This window comes from Sphingopyxis sp., assembly GCF_050725655.1.
Taxonomy (GTDB): Bacteria; Pseudomonadota; Alphaproteobacteria; order Sphingomonadales; family Sphingomonadaceae; genus Sphingopyxis.
On sequence record NZ_JBOHHT010000089.1, the window covers coordinates 156569 to 172842 of the forward strand.

A 16274-nucleotide genomic window follows, 5' to 3' on the forward strand; every position below is an offset into this window, starting at 1 on the left:
ATCCGGCGCCCTCCGGAAAAAAGATTGCGGAGGGCTGCCGTGCCGCGACGTAGCGCGGGAAATTTGAAAAATCCAAAAACTTTGACAAATGTCAAATAATATGTCGCTAAGCGCTCTAAAGTCGCGTTTGGCGGCGAGGGGAATGCTGTCATGAAAGATCAGGGCTCGGAAATGAACCGGCCGTCGCGCCGGACGATATTGGCGGCAGCTGCGGCGGGCGCGATGACCTCGTCGATGGCGCAGGCACGGCCGAGCGGAGCCCGGAAAAGACAGGGGTCCGATGAGTATGACGCGATCATCGTCGGCGCCGGCTTCGCCGGACTGACGGCGGCGCGCGAGCTGAAGCAATATGGCTACCGCGTCCTCATTCTCGAGGCGCGCGACCGGATCGGGGGGCGCACCTATACCGCCGAGTTCAATGGCAAGCCGAACGATCTTGGCGGGACATGGGTGCATTGGTTCCAGCCTCACGTATGGGCAGAAATCAGCCGGTACGAAGTGGAAATCGAAGAATCACCGGGCAATTTTGCCGACGATGTGATCTACCTTGATGAAGATGGGCGTCGCCATCAGGCGCGGATATCGGAGTTCGGCGCGGAAGTTTACGGCCCCGTCCTGGCGATGTTCGCTGACGCCCGCGAGATCATGCCGCGCCCGGCCGAGCCTTTTGTCGACACCCGCTGGATGGCCGCGGATACGCTGTCGGTCGCCGACAAGATCGCTGCCTCGCCGCTCACCCCGGAGGGCCGGATCTTTGCGGCCACGATCTTTGCAGCGAACAGCGGGGCGGCTTCGAAAAACGTATCCTGGATCGATATCGTTCGTCTCTTCTCGCTCAGCGGCTACGACTTCGAACTCCAAGGCGATGTTCTCAGCCGCTTCAAGATCAAAGGCGGCATGCGTTCGCTCTATTCGGCTCTCGCGGATGATTGCGGAGCCTCGATCGAACTCAGCGCCCCGATAGCAGCAATCGAAACGACGAGCGAAGGCGTGCGTGTCGTCGGCGTGAATGGGAAGACCTATTCGGCCAGGGCCGCCATTTCGACGGTTCCTGTCAACACGCTTAAGGATGTCAGGTTTGTCCCGGCACTGCCGAAAGAGAAGTTGCAGGTTTCGATGGAGGGCCACGCCGGCAAGGCAAACAAGATACACATTCTGATCGATGGCGAGCGTTCGATATTCACCGCTTGGGCGCCGGGCACGGGAAACAGTCCGATCAACCTGATCTTATGGGACGGCGTCGAGAATGGCTGCACCCACCTGATTGCTTTCGGCTCGGGCGATCACCCGCTCGACATCATGTCGAAAGTGGAAATTGAAGCTGCCGTCGAGCAGTTTTTGCCCAACGCGGTGGTGCTCGACGTCAAGGCGCACGACTGGAATAACGACCCTTATTCGAAGGGCGCCTGGTGTATCTCGCGTCCCGGGCAAATCTCCAAAGCCTTGAAGGCGCTCCAAGCGTCGCACGGGCGTGTCTTCTTCGCCAGCGGCGACTGGGCCAGCGGCTGGCGCAGTGCTATCGATGGTGCGATCGAACAAGGCATCACCACAGCGCGGGATATCCATCGGCTTTTGTCGCCGAAATGATACCGGGGCGTCAAAATCACGGCCGTGGTCGGCGTGTTTAATCCCCATTGAGAGGAACGGCCGATCCTCGTCATCGAGTGTAAGCCCGAATGCTGGTTGAACGAAGCGAATGTCCGGCAAGGCTTGCAACCCGGCTCTTCAAATGGTGCCTCTCCGGCCAGATCATTTTCGCCGACGTCCCGCCCACGGCGACACGAAAAATCGACAAGAAGGCACTCCGTTCCTCCTACAAAGACCGGCTGACGGCGTAACGTCCGCTAACCTTTACTTCCATCCCAAAAGCTGCCGGTCCGCTATCGGCCACAATTACAAATTGAGCGCGGCATTTAGTGAGCGCACTCTGGCTTCGCAGGCTCAGCCAGGGGTCGCGCTGGTGTTAGGCCGCGCGGCGCACTCGGCTCGCTATCCTTGCGGGGCGGCGGCTAGGCACGGGTGCGCATCGCACGCCGCTCCGCTGCAGGCTCGCCAAGAGCGCGTCATTTTCTTCGGCGGGATCTTTTAGAAACTGGGTCAGCCTGGTCGGCTAGCGCAAACTTCGAAATGTGATTGACCAGCGCGGTGCATCCATCGCTGCGATGCTATGCTCCCAATCGTCGCGGACTTCTCCGCGCATATGATAGATCGACCGCGGCGCGAGGTTCGCCGTCGCACGCTGAAAGCCTGCGCCTTCGCGGCGGCGGAACCGCATAACCGCAGGCGCCCCGAGCGAGATGCCGATCACGTGCTCGAACACCGGCCGGTCCTTATGCCAGCCGATGCCGGCGCCGGGTCCATATTCTATCAGCAGGATCTGTTCGAGGGCGCAGGCGTCGAGACCGGCAAAGGCTGCGGCCTTGGCCCGAAGGGGCAGAAGCCATGTGGGGACCGCATCGCCTGTTGCGAAGCGGCCGGTCTGAAAATCATAGGTCCAGCCGAACGAGCGTGTCAGCCTTTTGCCTTCCCATTGTTGGAACTGGAATGGCGTGAGGTCCGCCGCGTCGATGCAGGCGATCAGATCGGTTTCTTCGGCGTGCGTGATGACATCGTCGCCGTAGGCGAGGCCGGGAAGAAGGGACAGACCGAAGAGGTCTGCCTGGGGGACGGGCTGCGGCGTTCGCGGGGCGGCTGTGCGCGTCACAGCGCGAGCGAGGCTTGCGCCCGCAGCGGCTCGACGAAGAGCGTGTGGCGCGCGGGCTCCTCGAATAGCACTTCGTTGGGCAACGTGCCGTCGAGCCAATGCATGACATTGCGCCGTTCGATGATCACGCCATGGCGTGACTGATAGGGGATGATATCGGCACCGGCCGGGATGGTGAGGATGCGGTAGGAGAGCGGCCAGTCGGCGAGCGGCGGGTCCCAGACCGCCGCAAGATAGAAGAAATTGCCGCTGTCGAGCGTCACCCGGTAACGATGATCGCCCGTGCCCATGCGAAATTCCGACGCCGGGATCAGGCAGCGGCGGTTCGGGAAAGCGCGGCCTTCGGTGCGCACGAAACGGTAATTGATGCCATCCGAGAAGCGCGGATCGGAACCCCATACGGCTTTGACCATTTCGACTTCACCCATATTGTCGGGGTCGCGGCGGACGAGCGCCGTCACGCCGCCGCCGGGGGCATCGGGATCAAAAGGGGTTGGCGTGATGGACATGGTTGGAACATAATGGGAACGAAGATGAGTCGCAAGAGCGAGGGGCGCTAGGCGAATGTGCAATGATTACAGGCTGGAAATCGATATCGCCTCGATTGCCGAGGATTTCGACGACCTCAAAATCAAGATCGATATGCCCGAGGGTGCGCCGAACGTCCCCGCGCGCGAGGATGTTCGCATCACCGATACGGCACCGATCGTGCGGAGCAGCGAGGGGGCGGCGCTCGGCGAGCTCGTCAACCGCCGATGGAGCTGGCCCGGGCCGAAGGGAAAACCGGTCTACAACTTTCGCGCGGAAGCGCGCGATTTCTCGTCGCACCGGTGCCTGGTCTTGTGCGACGGCTTTTACGAATTCACCGACCCCACCGACAAGGCGCAGAAGCGCCTCGATAAGTGGCTCTTCACGATGAAGGATCATCGCTGGTTCTGCATGGCGGGCATCTGGCGCGAATATGAAGGCGGCGAAGCCTTCACGCTTCTTACCATGGAAGCCGGTCCCGACATCGCGCCCTATCATCATCGCCAGATCATCCCGCTGGCCCGCGATCAATGGGCGGCCTGGCTCGACCCGCGCGTTCCCGCGGGGGACGTTCTCAAATGGCTGCCCGACGGGAGTCTTGAACCAACGCAGATCTTTGGCAAGCCGCCTGCCCAGGGGGCCCTGGCCCTATGATCGAAGACTTCGACCTCGACCGCTTCATCGACGCGCAGGCGCAGGTCTGGCCACGCGCGCTCGATGAGATTCGCCGGGGAGCCAAGCGTTCGCACTGGATGTGGTTTATTTTCCCTCAGCTTTCAGGGCTTGGGCGCAGTGCGATGGCGCAGCGTTATGCGATCGCCGGTCTGGAGGAAGCGCGCGCCTATCTCGCGCACCCGCTGCTTGGGACCCGCTATGTTGCATGCGTCGAGGCGTTGCAGGATTTGATTGGCAGCGACCCGGTAGTGGTGTTCGGCGAGGTCGATGCCATCAAGCTTCGTTCATCGCTGACCTTGTTCGAGGCCGTAAGCGAGCGGCCTTTGTTCGCCGCGGCGCTGACTCGCTGGTTCGGCGGCGCGCGCGACGAGCGAACGCTGAAGCGCCTGGGTGGCACGAGCGCTTAAGCTGTCAGATTTTCAGCCACGCGGGTTGCGAAACAGCGGCAGCATGCGGTGGAGTACCTCGTCCTTGTCGAGGAAGTGATGTTTGAGCGCGCCGAGGACATGGAGCGCGAGCACGATATAGATCGCTTTCACCATCAGTTTATGAACATCGCCAAGCTCCTCGGCGAGTTCTTCGCTGAGCGGCAGCGGCAGGTTCGGCGCAGGCAAGGCGCCATAGAGCGGCACCTCGGGTGCACCGCCCGCCGAGGCCGCGGCCCAGCCAAGAAGTGGGGCGCCGATCATCAGGACGTAAAAAAGGATATGCGTCGAACGCGCGAGCAGGCGTTCCCATCCCGGCATCTCGCCCGGGAAGGCGGGCCAGGGGTGACCGATTCGCCAGCCCAACCGCGCGATGCTGAGCGCCAGCACAGTGATCCCGACCGACTTGTGCAGCTGATAATAGCCGAGCTTCTCGCTGTCGGGGGCATCTTCCATCCACCCGCCGAACGTCGCGTTGGCGATGATGAGCGCCGCGATCGTCCAGTGAAGGATAATCGAGACCGTCGAATAGCGGCTATGAGGTTCGCGCATGATATCCTCGGCAGCGTGGTTGTCGTTTGGCCTTTTCAATGCACGAGCCGCAACCCGCGTTCCGTCAGCGTGCGGGGCTCGCCGGCTTGGGCGTGAGGATCAGTGTGCGATCCTCCACGCGCCATGACTGGAGCTGCGAGAGGAAGTTCATGCCGAGAACGTCGGTGTCGCCGAGCCCCGGCGAAATAACGACCTTGAGCTTGCGCGCCTTAATCGCCCCAATCTCGAGCCTGTCGACCGTCCCGGCATCGGCGCGGACGGTGCCGTTCGCGGTCTTCATGAGCAACGGCACAAGCGTCGCGTCGGCCTTCACGCCGGCCGCTTCGGCGGTTGCGTCAGACAGGGCGGTGACGGTTGCACCGCTGTCGACAAGCATGCGCCTCTCGGTGCCATTCAGATGGACCTTCGCCCAGAAATGTCCGTCGCGCCCCATCGGGATGCGAACAGTATCGCCGACAATCTCCTGCTGGTCGATGCCGAGGCTCGCGGTGATTCGCGACAGGTTGGGATCGAAGGGCGCCTGCTGGAGGACGAGAAATATCCCGAAGGCGAGGAGCGCGAAGGAGAAAAGCGCCCGAAAGACGCGGCCGAGAAAGGGAATCTTGAACAGGATGACGAGGATCAGCGCCGCGCCGACGGCGTAGAGCGCGAGTTGGTCCCAAGGGAGGTCGGTTGTCATCGGCATCGATTTATCCGCCCGATTACAGCCGCGAAGGTGTCGCGTCACTGAATGATCCACAGCCGCTGGCCGCACGCGTCTTGACGCGCGTTCCTGGAGAGTGGAACATATAGGGAACATTTGAGTCGTGACCCTATGACCGTATCGCCCTTTTCACCGCCCCGGCCGAGTGCCGAAGAGCTTGCCTTGCTTCGCGAGACCGTCGCGCGCGTCGCTGCGGCGCGCGGCCCGGTGCTGCCGTTCGGCGTCGGGCCGCTCGACCATCTGCTCGCGGGTGGCGGTCTCGACGGCGCGGGCCTGCACGAAGTCGCGGCGGCCTCGGCGAGCTGGAGCGACGATGCCGCTGCGACTTTGTTCGCTGCGGGTATCGCCGCGCGCTTCGCGGCGGCGCCGGGCGTTTCCGCTCTCTGGGCGCTGACGCGTTTCGACCTTTATGCGCCGGGGCTCGAACAGGCCGGTCTGGGGCCCGAGCGCATCCTCTATGCGCAAGGGACGAACGATCGCGAACTTCTGGCCATGTGCGAGGACGCGCTGCGCGATGGCGCGCTTGCCTGCGTCGTCGCCGAAGTGAAAGCCGCCGACCAGACTGCGACGCGCCGGCTGCAACTCGCCGCGACCGAAGGCAAGACGCCGATGCTGCTCTATCGTCGCTATCGGCGCTACGGCCAATGCCCGCTCACCGATCTTTCGCTGGCCTGCACGCGCTGGCGGATCGGCAGCCTCGCTTCGGCGCCCCTGACGATGCCCGGTGTGGGGCGCGGGCGTTGGTCGGTCGAGCTTGTCCGCCAGCGCGGCGGACCGCCATTCTCCCTCGAACTGGAGGCGTGCGATGACCAGGGTCGCCTCGCTCTTCCTGCCGCAACTCGCGATCGAGCGGTTGCGGCGGGCGGCGCCGATCTCGCGTTCGGGCACGCCGCCTGAGCCCGCGCGGCTTGGCCCGCGCCTCCCCGAACCCGTCGACGACAACCCCGGTGCCTGCTCGGTGCCGCGGGGTGGCGGCTGGCGACCCGGCGCGCGCTGGGCGCAAGACACGCGCCCCGACCAAGCCGCGATCGACGCGCTGCCAGCGCATCGGCGGCCGCCGATGCGCGAGCTCGCGCGGCGAAGCGAGGCGGCCACGCCGGTTTTTCGCACCTTGCGGAGCGACGATGGCGGAACGCCAGCGGGCGCTGCAATGCCGTTGCCTGCGCTTTGGGGAGCGCGGCCGACCATCCTCGTCATGCGTACAGGCCAGCGCGATATCGTGACCGCGGCGTGCCCGATCGCGCTCGATCTCGGCCTCGCCCCCGGCATGGCCGCGGCGCATGCGCGCGCGCTCGTCACCGACCTCGATGTGCTCGATGCGGCCCCCGAGGCCGATGCAGCCTGGCTGGACCGCCTTGCCTTGCACGCGGTGCGCCACTGGACGCCGACCGCTGCGGTGTCGGGCAGCGACGGACTCTGGCTCGACCTCACGGGCACCACCCATCTCTTCGGCGGCGAGACCCGCTTCGCGGCGCGGCTTCTATCCTTCCTGCGCCGTCTCGGTTTCACCGCTCGCGTTGCGATCGCGGGCACGGCCGGCGCCGCGCACGCGATCGCCCGTCATGGCGGCTCGGCGACTTTGGTCCTGCCGGAAGGAAGGGAGGGGGAAGCGCTGGGCGAGCTGCCGCTGCGCGCGCTCCGGCTTTCGCCCGAGGCGCTCACCGCCGCGGCGCGCTTCGGGATCGAGCGGGTCGCCGACCTCTACGCAATGCCGCGCGGGCCGCTGGCGCGGCGGCTCGGGCGCGGCGCGGTCGAGCGTCTCGATCAGGCGCGCGGCTTTTTGCCCGAACCGATCGTGCCTGTCGTGCCCTTCGAGATGCCGCAAGCCGAGCGGCGACTGCTTGAGCCGATCGCCACCGCCGAGGCGATCGAACAAGTGATCGGCGATCTGGTCGCCGACCTCATCGCTGACCTCGAAAAGCGTGGATTGGGCGTGCGCGCCGCGGTCCTGCGCTGCGAGCGCGTCGATGCGCGCGAACAGCTGATCGCGGTCGGAACCGCGCGCGCGACCCGCGATGTCAAACATCTCATACGCCTCTTCAGGCTGCGTATCGACCGGATCGAGCCGGGGCTCGGGATCGAGGCGATGATGCTCGCAGCGCCGCAGGTCGAAGCGCTGGCGCCCGAAGTCATCGCTTCGGCGCTCAACGACGGGCCGGGCGCGCCCGACATCGCGCCGCTCGTCGACCAGCTCGCGGGCCGCGCCGGCGCGGCCGCGCTGTTCCGTTTGGAAGGACGCGAGAGCGATGTGCCCGAGCGCGCGATCGGGCGGACGGGGCCGCTCGCCAAGCCCGCCGGTTGGCCCGCCTGGGTGCGTCCCGTCCGTGTGCTGGCGCGGCCCGAAGCGCTGTCGGGTGTCGTCGCGCTGCTCCCCGATCATCCGCCACGCCGCTTCGCGTGGCGCGGGCGCGCCTATCGCGTCGTCGCGGGCGACGGGCCCGAACGCATCCATGGCGAATGGTGGCGAACCACGCGCGAAATGTGGGCGGTGCGCGACTATTTCCGGGTCGAGGCCGAGAGCGGCGAACGCTTCTGGCTCTTCCGCCGTGGTGATGCGATCGAAGAAAACACCGGCGATTTGAGCTGGTATATGCACGGCGTGTTCGGATGACGGCCCCTGCCACGACCTACGTCGAGCTCCAGGTCACGAGCCATTTTTCCTTTTTGCGGGGGGCTTCGGCCCCCGAAGAATTGTTCGCGGCGGCTGCCTTGCTCGGACACACCGCGCTCGGGCTGTGCGATCGCGGAAGCGTCGCCGGCATGGTCCGCGGGCTCTCGGGGCAGGAAGCGACTGGTGTCCGCCTGATCCCGGGATCGCGCGTCGACCTTCGCGATGGGCGCGCGCTGCTGCTTTATCCGAAAGACCGCGCCGCCTGGTCGCGGCTGACCCGGCTCTTGTCGCTCGGCAAGGCGCGCGGCGGGAAAGGCAATTGCTGGCTCGACTGGCCCGATGTCGGCCTATGGGGCGAGGGGCTGGTCGCAGTCCTGCTCCCCGATGCCGCCGACGAGCGCACCCGCCTCGATCTCGGCGAACTGCGTGAGATGTTCGGAAGCGACGCCTATCTCGGGCTGTCGCTTCGGCGCCGGCCCGGAGACTTTGCGCGGCTGCGAGCGCTCGACACACTGGCCCGAGACATGGGCGTGCGCTGCGTCGCGATTGGCGACATCCTCTATCATTCGCCCGAGCGGCGGCCGCTGCAGGATGTGCTGACCGCGATCCGCGAAAAGACGACGGTCGATGCGCTCGGTTTCAAGCGCGAGCGCTTCATGGACCGCGCACTGAAGTCCCCCGCCGAAATGGAACGCCGTTTCGCGCTCTTTCCCGACGCGATCCAGGCGACCGCCGATATCGCGTCGGCGTGCCGCTTCGACCTTGGCGAGATTCGCTATCAATATCCCTATGAGGAAGTGATGGCGGGGCGCACCGCCCAGGAAGCGCTCGCCGCGCTCACCGAGGAAGGCGCGGCACGTATGTTTCCGGACGGCGTGCCCGACGCATATCGCAAGCAGATCGATCATGAGCTGCGCCTGATCGGCGAGCTTGGCTATGCGCCCTATTTCCTGACTGTGAACTCAATCGTCGCCGAAAGTCGGCGCCGCGGTATCTTGTGTCAGGGACGCGGGTCGGCGGCGAACAGCTGCGTCTGCTTCCTGCTCGGCGTCACCTCGATCGACCCGATCCGCCACGAGCTGCTCTTCGAGCGCTTCGTCTCGGGTGAGCGCAAGGAGCCGCCCGATATTGATGTCGACTTCGAGCATGAGCGACGCGAAGAAATCATCCAGTGGATATATGAGACCTACGGACGACACCGCTCGGCGCTGACCGCCGTGGTCACGCGCTACAGGACGCGCGGTGCGGTGGCCGAGGTGGGCAAAGCGCTCGGGCTGCCGCGGGACCTCACCAAGATGCTCACCGGCCTCGTCTGGGGCTGGTCGGTCGATGGCATCCCCGACGAGCAGATCGCGAGCCTCAATCTCAATGCCGACGATCATCGGCTACGGCTGACGCTCGATCTCGCGCGCCAGCTGATCGGGACGCCGCGGCACCTATCGCAACATCCGGGAGGTTTTGTGCTGACGCAGGAGCGCCTCGACGATCTGGTGCCGATCGAGCCCGCGCGGATGGAAGATCGGCAGATCATCGAATGGGACAAGGACGATATCGACGTCCTCAAGTTCATGAAGGTCGACGTGCTGGGCCTTGGGATGCTTGGCTGCATGAACCGCGCTTTCAATCTGCTCACCGAGCACAAGGGGATTTCGGTCGGTATGGCCGACCTGCAGGACGATGATCCTGCCGTTTATGGCATGATCCAGAAGGCCGACACATTGGGCGTCTTTCAGATCGAGAGCCGCGCGCAGATGTCGATGCTGCCGCGGATCAAGCCCAAATGCTTCTACGATCTGGTGATTGAGGTCGCGATCGTGCGGCCCGGACCGATCCAGGGTGACATGGTTCATCCCTATCTTCGCCGCCGAGAGGGCAAGGAAAAACCCGAATATCCCAAGCCTGAGCTCCGCGCCGTGCTCGAGAAGACGCTCGGCGTGCCGCTCTTCCAGGAGCAGGCAATGAAGGTCGCGATCGTCGGCGCGGGTTTCACGCCCACCGAGGCCGACCAATTGCGGCGGGCAATGGCGACCTTCAAGCTCACCGGCGGCGTGTCGCACTTCTACGACAAGCTCGTCGGCGGCATGGTCGAGCGCGGCTATCCGAAGGACTTCGCTGAACGTACCTTCAAGCAGATCGAGGGCTTTGGCTCTTATGGCTTTCCCGAAAGCCACGCCGCGAGTTTCGCTAAGATTGCATACGCCTCCTGCTGGATGAAGCATCATCATCCCGACGTCTTTTGCGCCGCGCTGCTCAACGCCCAGCCGATGGGCTTCTATGCCCCCGCGCAGATCGTGCGCGATGCGCGGAACCATGGCGTCGAGGTGCGGCCCGTCTCGATCAACGACAGCCATTGGGACTGCACGCTCGAGGAGAGCGGCGGCCGCCATCTTGCGGTGCGGCTCGGCTTCCGACAGGTGCGCAGCCTCGCCAATGTGCATGGCGCCGCGATCGTCGGGGCGCGCGGCGATGTGCCCTATAATTGTGTTGAGGATGTCTGGCGGCGCGCTGGCGTACCGCGCGCCGCAATCGAACGGATCGCCGAGGCTGATGGCTTCGCCTGTCTGTCGGAGGATCGGCGGCAAGGGCTCTGGAAGGTGCGGGGGCTCGGCGAAGCGCCGCTCCCGCTCTTCGCGGCGGCCGACGCACGTGAGGCCTCCTTCTCGCCCGAAGGGCTCGAGCCCGAGACGACGCTGCGCCCGATGACCGAAGGCCGCGAAGTGGTCGAAGATTATCGCACCCTGCAGCTATCGCTGCGGGCGCATCCATTAGCCTTCCTGCGCGATGATCTGGATGCCATGGGGATCGTCCGCTGCGCGGATCTCGCGCATATCCGCGATGGCCGGAACATTGAGGTTGCCGGAGTGATCCTCGTTCGCCAGCGCCCGGGTTCGGCGAAGGGCGTGCTCTTTGTTACTATTGAAGACGAAACCGGGATCGCCAACGGCATTCTCTGGCCCGATCGTTTCGATATCTACCGGCGGCCCGTAATGGCCGCATCGATGATCGCCATGCGTGGACGTCTTCAGAAGGAAGGCGAGGTCATCCACATCATCTGCGACCGGATCATCGACCAAGACGCGATGCTGCGGTCAATTGGGCAAACAGAGTTTACGGTCGCGCCGGGGCGCGGCGACGGGGCATCAAACGGTGGGGGGCCGGATTCCCGCGATGCTCCGCTGCGCATTCGCAGCCATGACTTCCATTGACGGCGACTCCTTCATTCTGGCTGCGATTATGATTGCCGCTCTGGCGCCGAGCGCCGATGGTCCGGCACGATGGCGCGCTGCGGAATTTACCTGTCGGCGCCCGGCAGATCTTGATGGAGTTACGGCGGAGAACGGGGGAGACGGTCAGATGCGTAGAGCTATAATGTCGGTCATGACGGTAGTGCTTGCGACGGGATTCGGGATCGGAGCGGCGCCACCGGCAAAGGCTTGGGGCAAGTTCGGGCATCTGACGATCTGCGATCTGGCGTATCGAAATCTCACGGACACGAGCCAAGCCGCCATCGGTGAAATCCTTCAGAGCCGAAGCGGCGGCATCACGGTGCGCGGGCGCGGCCGAATGCCCGACCAGCATTATACCGCCTTCAACTATGGCTGCCTTGAGGAAGACGAGGTGCCGCGCCGTTATCCCGACGATCATTTCATCAATGTTGCGCGCGACGTTCGGCAGATCGGCTCAGCCTGCACGGCAGGCGCCAGCTGCATCCTTGCCGGGATCGAGCGCGATTTCGCAACACTGAAGGATCGTTCCAAACCGCGCGAGGAGCGTGCTTTCGCGCTGATGGCGCTCGGCCACTGGGTCGGCGACATCCACCAGCCGCTCCATGTGTCGTTCGCTGACGACAAGGGCGGCAACGGCATCGATATCGCGCTCATCGGCAACTGCGGGACATCCCGCGAGGCGAAGCCAGATAATCTCCACGCGGTCTGGGATAAGTGCCTGCTCGACGCTGGCCTGTTCGAGCGCGTGCGCAAGCGCGCCGACTACAAGCCACAATGGAGCCGCTTCACTATTACCTATCGGGCCGTCGATACGATCCAGGCCAACCGTAATCTCACGGCCGTGAAAAGCTGGGTCGCGACGGTGCCCGCCGACTGGGCGAATGAATCCTACAGCATCACGCTCGCGCCGGGCACATCCTATTGCACGTCGGTCGGAACGAAATGCCAATATTCGTCGGCCTCGCTGACGAAAACAAACCCGAAGCGCGTCCAGCGGATCGACCAAGCCTATCTTGCCAGCTACCAGGGCGCTGCGTCCGAGCAGGTCGCGAAGGCGGGCTTTCGCCTGGCCCATCTCCTCAACCTGGCGCTCGATCCGGCCTATAGCGGGCCGACCTGAGGGGCGAGCGCGCGCCACGGCGCGCCCCTTTTCAGCGAAGACCGCGGTGCGCCCGCTCCTTGCGGTGCACGGAAACCTTCCCTCATTGGCTGCCTGGTTGCGGGGCTCGGCTCGCCTTGTGCCGTCAACCCCCTGCGGGGGTTCGCCCTCGCGTTCCGCTCGGTGACGGCGGCTCACGGCCCCTCCCTCCGGCGCCATCGGGGACGGTCCCCGAGCAGCAAAGGAGACATAAAATGGCAAGCATCGCAAATCTCACCGCCAAGGATGACGGCAGCTTCGAGGGCACCCTCGCCACCCTCATGGTCACTGCGCCAATTGCGATCGTTCCGAACGGCCGCAAAATGAAGGAAAGCGAACCCGACTATCGCGTCATCAGTCGCAAAAACGGCTTCGAACTCGGCGCCGGCTGGACGAAGACCTCGCAGGCTGGGACGGAATATGTCTCGGTTTCGCTTTCGGCGCCCGAACTCGGCCAGATTTTCTGCAACATTGCTAACGCGCCTGGCGACGATCCGTCGAAGAAGGTGCTGATCTGGAATGCGCCGAACTGATCCTCGCTCCGGTCCCGCCGCGGCGGGACCGGGGCCGCACCGTCGAAAAAAGAGCGGCAATGCGGCGACTATGATAATTCTGGACCATGCTCACGCTTCAAATTCCGCTGCTCGCTGAAGCCTTGGTAGGAGAAATCGCCGAGGCGGGCGATTGGATCATCGCCAATCTCGAGACGTCGATAAGCTGGCCAGTCGCATATCAACGACAGGAATATGCTGGCCGAACCTACTTCATCATCCCGCTCACGAAGGATCATTGTCCTGCGGTTGCCATTCGTCGCGGCGATGACACCCTACAGGAGAGCCGGTCCAGCTTGCTCCGTTTCCTCAGTGCCATGTCTTGGACACAAAGCGCTGGCGCGATCGTTCAATCCTTTTCCGGGGGCGGACTCCCCCGGCCCCAGCGCCGCGGAAGCGATTGGGGATTGAGCATAACCCCCGATCTGAACCTGACCTATTTGCCGGAACCGGAAGATCCAAGATCAGCGCTTGCGCTCGCCCTTATGCGCGAGGGGCGAGGCCTCAATCACCCAGCATATGCTTTCCTGTCTTTCTATCGCGTTCTGGAAGCGGCAATTCCCGCGGGTAAGGACCGACAAAACTGGGTCGATGAAAACATCGACGAGATTATGGATCATGGTGGCCGCAGTGCGCTGGAAAGACTTCGGGCGTCTGGTGTCGATGATCCTGGCGCCCATCTCTACAAATCGGGGCGCATGGCCATCGCGCACGCGCAGTCGGATCCCATCATAAATCCCGACGATGCATCAGATTACGATCGCATAGCTGGCGAACTCCCGATTATGCGAGGTTTGGCAGAACTCGCGATTGAGAGAATTTTGGGGGTGAAGACAAGATCAACGATCTATCGCGAACATCTATACGAGCTTCGTGGCTTTAAAGAGCGGCTCGGCGCTGCCGCCGTCGCATCCATTAGCACCGGAGCGCCTCCTGCCGATGGCGCCGAAATCGACATGCCGTCCATAGATGTCGAGCTGCGTCGCAAAGAGCCTTATCCACCGCTACATGCGATGACGCCGGTACATGCCCAGCAAGTGGGTTCCTCCTTGGTAGCCGTTTTCAAGTCTCAGGATGAGATTATCGAACTCACGCTAACATTGGACTTTGCTGACGAGCGACTTCGTTTCGACTGGGCCAAGGACATCGACGGCCATGACGATGGGTCTTCGCTTGCCGCCGCGGATGCCGCTACGCTTTCGCGGTTTTTACTTGAATATATCGGGAACGGTGAACTGCACATCTACGAGAGCGAAACCCGCGTCTTGCTTGGCCGTGTCGAAGCGTTCCTCCCTAACAACTATTTTGCCAATCACGACGGAATGAACGCGCGCATAAAAGCGTGGGAAGCCGAAGCCGATAAACGGCGAGCTGCCGGTCACTAGGGCCGTGGGTTCGCGATCGCGCAGGGTAGCGAGAACCGGATCCTGACCAAGCGGACCCTCCCTGCTCTCGATTGCCGCTAATCCCTAGGCCGAGGTCGGGCCTCCTTCAATCAACCCGCAAGGGGTCCCTGCGCTGCGCTTGGGCCTTCGCTTCGCTGCGGTGATTGCGGCCCGTCCCCGTCCGGCGGGGCGACTGTCGAGCGGGAAGGGTCCCGCTCCCGGACAGGAGCCTCGATATGCCGCTTTCCACTGCTCAATCGCTCGGCTGGAACCTCGCCCGCACGATGATGACCATCATCGTCCTGATCGAAACAAGCCGCGGATATTCGGTGATGCCGCTCGATGAATTCGACGGCGATCCCAGCTGCATCGTCTGCGAATATGACCCGTTCAGCCGCTGATCCTTCGATATTCGCCCCAAGGTGGTTCCACTTCCGGTTCCGCCTTCGGGGCGTTTTTGCTATGGACGGAAAGCAGATTGCGCTGAGGTGGTGGTGGCGAGCGCGTCCGACAGGAGGACGCTTGTGACCTTGATGATCATCCTCGGCGGTTTCGCTGCTCTCTACATGATTGCACTATTGTTCCGGCTCGCGGTTCATGCCTTGCCGATCTATGTCGGCGTCGGCGCTGCGCTATTTCTGCACGGCCAAGGCTATGGTTTGCCGGCCGCCATTGTCGCTGGCTTCATCGCGGGCCTCGCTGCCTACCTTGCCGGACGGGTTCTTCACGCATCGATACGGTCGCCACTGCTGCGGCTGTTGCTCGCCGTCATATTCGCCACGCCTGCGGGCTTCGCTGGATATCAGGCGGTCGCCGGACTCGCCGGCTTGCTGATCGACGATGGCGGGTGGATACGCGGACTTGCTATCGCGGGCGGCCTCGCGACCGCCACGACGGCATGGCGGAGCCTGGTTGGGTCGCGGAACAGCGCTGATCGCGAGACCCGCCCGGACGTAAACACCATTCTCCCTTTGGCGCCATAGACGAGCATCGTCTCAGCTCCGCCCGGCCAGTTCGATCCATTTTCCCATCGCCGTACCAGCATGGCCTCGTGACATGCGAGATCTGGCAGCAAGCCGCTGACGCTGGAACCGCTTGCCGCAACGGCGCGCCTTCGGCTTTCTTCCCCCGGCGTGCCGCCGTTCCTCGCGAAACAAGAAAGCCGAACCTTGCCGTCCTTCGCTTTGCTGCGGGCCCTACGGGCTGCAGCGCCGTCCCCTTGCCGCCCGTCGATCCGCATCGAGGCCGCGCTGGTGCGGCCCGAGTTGAAAGAAGGAAATTCACATGACCAAGATCGGCAGCTTCACCAAGACCGCCTCTGGCGAATTTCAGGGCGAAATCGTCACCCTGTCGGTACAGGCGAAATCGGTTCGCATCGCACCGGACGAAAATGCGAGCGGCAATGCTCCCAGCCACCGCGTCTTCATCGGCGAGGCCGAAGTCGGCGCCGCGTGGAGCAAGACCACTCAGGACAAGCGACCCTATCTCTCGGTCAAGCTCGACGATCCGACCTTTACCGGTCCGATCTTCGCGCAGCTTTTCGCGGGCGAAGGCGACAACCACGATCTCGTCTGGTCGCGGCAAAGCCGCCGCGACCATTGAGGGCATCGCATCGGTATCGCCGTCCGGTTCCAGCCGGGCGGCGATATCTTCAAATTGAAGCCTTCTCCCGGCGGATTTTGCACCAACTGCGCTAAGTATCGATGGTTCAGACGCCGGTAACCAGGAGCAGGGTCGCTGTGGAGGCCGGACGAATGCCCTGACTTTGCACTCAC

Annotated in this window: 16 protein-coding genes; 12 read left to right on the forward strand and 4 right to left on the reverse strand. The window is 63.7% G+C overall.

The genetic code is table 11. The annotated features are described in order from the left end of the window. Positions 1–150 precede the first annotated feature (150 nt). Positions 151–1587, forward strand: a complete 1437-nt coding sequence (locus ACREBX_RS13430) for a flavin monoamine oxidase family protein (protein WP_431562243.1) — start codon at positions 151–153, stop codon at positions 1585–1587. A gap of 523 nt (positions 1588–2110) precedes the next feature. Here the strand turns inward: ACREBX_RS13430 and ACREBX_RS13435 are convergent. Further along, entirely contained in the window at positions 2111–2704 is a 594-nt protein-coding gene (locus tag ACREBX_RS13435) for an alpha-ketoglutarate-dependent dioxygenase AlkB (RefSeq protein ID WP_431562244.1), read from the reverse strand. Continuing rightward, positions 2701–3213, reverse strand: a complete 513-nt coding sequence (locus ACREBX_RS13440; protein WP_431562245.1) for an SOS response-associated peptidase family protein — start codon at positions 3211–3213, stop codon at positions 2701–2703. The genes ACREBX_RS13435 and ACREBX_RS13440 overlap by 4 nt, the downstream gene beginning before the upstream one ends. A gap of 55 nt (positions 3214–3268) precedes the next feature. Between ACREBX_RS13440 and ACREBX_RS13445 the strand changes: the two genes are divergently transcribed. Next, entirely contained in the window at positions 3269–3886 is a 618-nt protein-coding gene (locus ACREBX_RS13445) for an SOS response-associated peptidase (protein WP_431562246.1), read from the forward strand. Continuing rightward, on the forward strand, positions 3883–4314 hold the full coding sequence (locus ACREBX_RS13450) for a DUF1810 domain-containing protein (protein WP_431562247.1): 432 nt from the start codon (positions 3883–3885) through the stop codon (positions 4312–4314). The genes ACREBX_RS13445 and ACREBX_RS13450 overlap by 4 nt, the downstream gene beginning before the upstream one ends. 12 nt (positions 4315–4326) lie before the next feature. On the opposite strand, the gene ACREBX_RS13455 is transcribed toward ACREBX_RS13450, so the two are convergent. Both ACREBX_RS13455 and ACREBX_RS13460 read right to left on the reverse strand, forming a co-directional pair. Next, positions 4327–4884, reverse strand: a complete 558-nt coding sequence (locus ACREBX_RS13455) for a cytochrome b (protein WP_431562248.1) — start codon at positions 4882–4884, stop codon at positions 4327–4329. 64 nt (positions 4885–4948) lie between these two features. Beyond that, positions 4949–5569, reverse strand: coding sequence for a retropepsin-like aspartic protease family protein (locus ACREBX_RS13460; protein WP_431562249.1), 621 nt, complete (start codon positions 5567–5569; stop codon positions 4949–4951). Between the two features lie 129 nt (positions 5570–5698). Between ACREBX_RS13460 and ACREBX_RS13465 the strand changes: the two genes are divergently transcribed. The 9 genes from ACREBX_RS13465 (at position 5699) to ACREBX_RS13505 (ending at position 16101) form a co-directional block, all read left to right on the forward strand. Beyond that, entirely contained in the window at positions 5699–6484 is a 786-nt protein-coding gene (locus ACREBX_RS13465) for an ImuA family protein (protein WP_431562250.1), read from the forward strand. Continuing rightward, entirely contained in the window at positions 6393–8198 is a 1806-nt protein-coding gene (locus tag ACREBX_RS13470; RefSeq protein ID WP_431562251.1) for a DUF6504 family protein, read from the forward strand. Before ACREBX_RS13465 ends, ACREBX_RS13470 begins: the two co-directional genes overlap by 92 nt. Next, positions 8195–11404 (forward strand): error-prone DNA polymerase, encoded by a 3210-nt coding sequence (locus ACREBX_RS13475; RefSeq protein ID WP_431562252.1) that lies wholly within the window; start codon positions 8195–8197, stop codon positions 11402–11404. The genes ACREBX_RS13470 and ACREBX_RS13475 overlap by 4 nt, the downstream gene beginning before the upstream one ends. 148 nt (positions 11405–11552) lie before the next feature. Further along, complete coding sequence (locus tag ACREBX_RS13480; protein ID WP_431562253.1) at positions 11553–12545, forward strand: S1/P1 nuclease; 993 nt, start codon at positions 11553–11555, stop codon at positions 12543–12545. Between the two features lie 233 nt (positions 12546–12778). Beyond that, complete coding sequence (locus ACREBX_RS13485) at positions 12779–13096, forward strand: DUF736 domain-containing protein (RefSeq protein ID WP_431562254.1); 318 nt, start codon at positions 12779–12781, stop codon at positions 13094–13096. 86 nt (positions 13097–13182) lie between these two features. After that, positions 13183–14499, forward strand: coding sequence for a methylamine utilization protein MauJ (gene mauJ, locus ACREBX_RS13490; RefSeq protein ID WP_431562255.1), 1317 nt, complete (start codon positions 13183–13185; stop codon positions 14497–14499). Positions 14500–14735: 236 nt separating this feature from the next. Continuing rightward, positions 14736–14900, forward strand: coding sequence for a hypothetical protein (locus ACREBX_RS13495; RefSeq protein WP_431562256.1), 165 nt, complete (start codon positions 14736–14738; stop codon positions 14898–14900). A gap of 129 nt (positions 14901–15029) precedes the next feature. Beyond that, positions 15030–15482 (forward strand): hypothetical protein, encoded by a 453-nt coding sequence (locus ACREBX_RS13500; protein WP_431562257.1) that lies wholly within the window; start codon positions 15030–15032, stop codon positions 15480–15482. 301 nt (positions 15483–15783) lie between these two features. Further along, entirely contained in the window at positions 15784–16101 is a 318-nt protein-coding gene (locus ACREBX_RS13505) for a DUF736 domain-containing protein (RefSeq protein WP_431562258.1), read from the forward strand. Positions 16102–16274: the final 173 nt, after the last annotated feature.

Excerpts from the sequence above, each read along its gene's own strand:
- ACREBX_RS13430 (WP_431562243.1), top strand. The coding sequence starts at position 151 with ATGAAAGATCAGGGCTCGGAAATGAACCGGCCGTCGCGCCGGACGATA.
- ACREBX_RS13440 (WP_431562245.1), bottom strand. The coding sequence starts at position 3,213 with ATGTCCATCACGCCAACCCCTTTTGATCCCGATGCCCCCGGCGGCGGC.
- ACREBX_RS13445 (WP_431562246.1), top strand. The coding sequence starts at position 3,269 with ATGTGCAATGATTACAGGCTGGAAATCGATATCGCCTCGATTGCCGAG.
- ACREBX_RS13450 (WP_431562247.1), top strand. The coding sequence starts at position 3,883 with ATGATCGAAGACTTCGACCTCGACCGCTTCATCGACGCGCAGGCGCAG.
- ACREBX_RS13455 (WP_431562248.1), bottom strand. The coding sequence starts at position 4,884 with ATGCGCGAACCTCATAGCCGCTATTCGACGGTCTCGATTATCCTTCAC.
- ACREBX_RS13460 (WP_431562249.1), bottom strand. The coding sequence starts at position 5,569 with ATGCCGATGACAACCGACCTCCCTTGGGACCAACTCGCGCTCTACGCC.
- ACREBX_RS13465 (WP_431562250.1), top strand. The coding sequence starts at position 5,699 with ATGACCGTATCGCCCTTTTCACCGCCCCGGCCGAGTGCCGAAGAGCTT.
- ACREBX_RS13470 (WP_431562251.1), top strand. The coding sequence starts at position 6,393 with ATGACCAGGGTCGCCTCGCTCTTCCTGCCGCAACTCGCGATCGAGCGG.
- ACREBX_RS13475 (WP_431562252.1), top strand. The coding sequence starts at position 8,195 with ATGACGGCCCCTGCCACGACCTACGTCGAGCTCCAGGTCACGAGCCAT.
- ACREBX_RS13480 (WP_431562253.1), top strand. The coding sequence starts at position 11,553 with ATGCGTAGAGCTATAATGTCGGTCATGACGGTAGTGCTTGCGACGGGA.
- ACREBX_RS13485 (WP_431562254.1), top strand. The coding sequence starts at position 12,779 with ATGGCAAGCATCGCAAATCTCACCGCCAAGGATGACGGCAGCTTCGAG.
- mauJ (WP_431562255.1), top strand. The coding sequence starts at position 13,183 with ATGCTCACGCTTCAAATTCCGCTGCTCGCTGAAGCCTTGGTAGGAGAA.
- ACREBX_RS13495 (WP_431562256.1), top strand. The coding sequence starts at position 14,736 with ATGCCGCTTTCCACTGCTCAATCGCTCGGCTGGAACCTCGCCCGCACG.
- ACREBX_RS13505 (WP_431562258.1), top strand. The coding sequence starts at position 15,784 with ATGACCAAGATCGGCAGCTTCACCAAGACCGCCTCTGGCGAATTTCAG.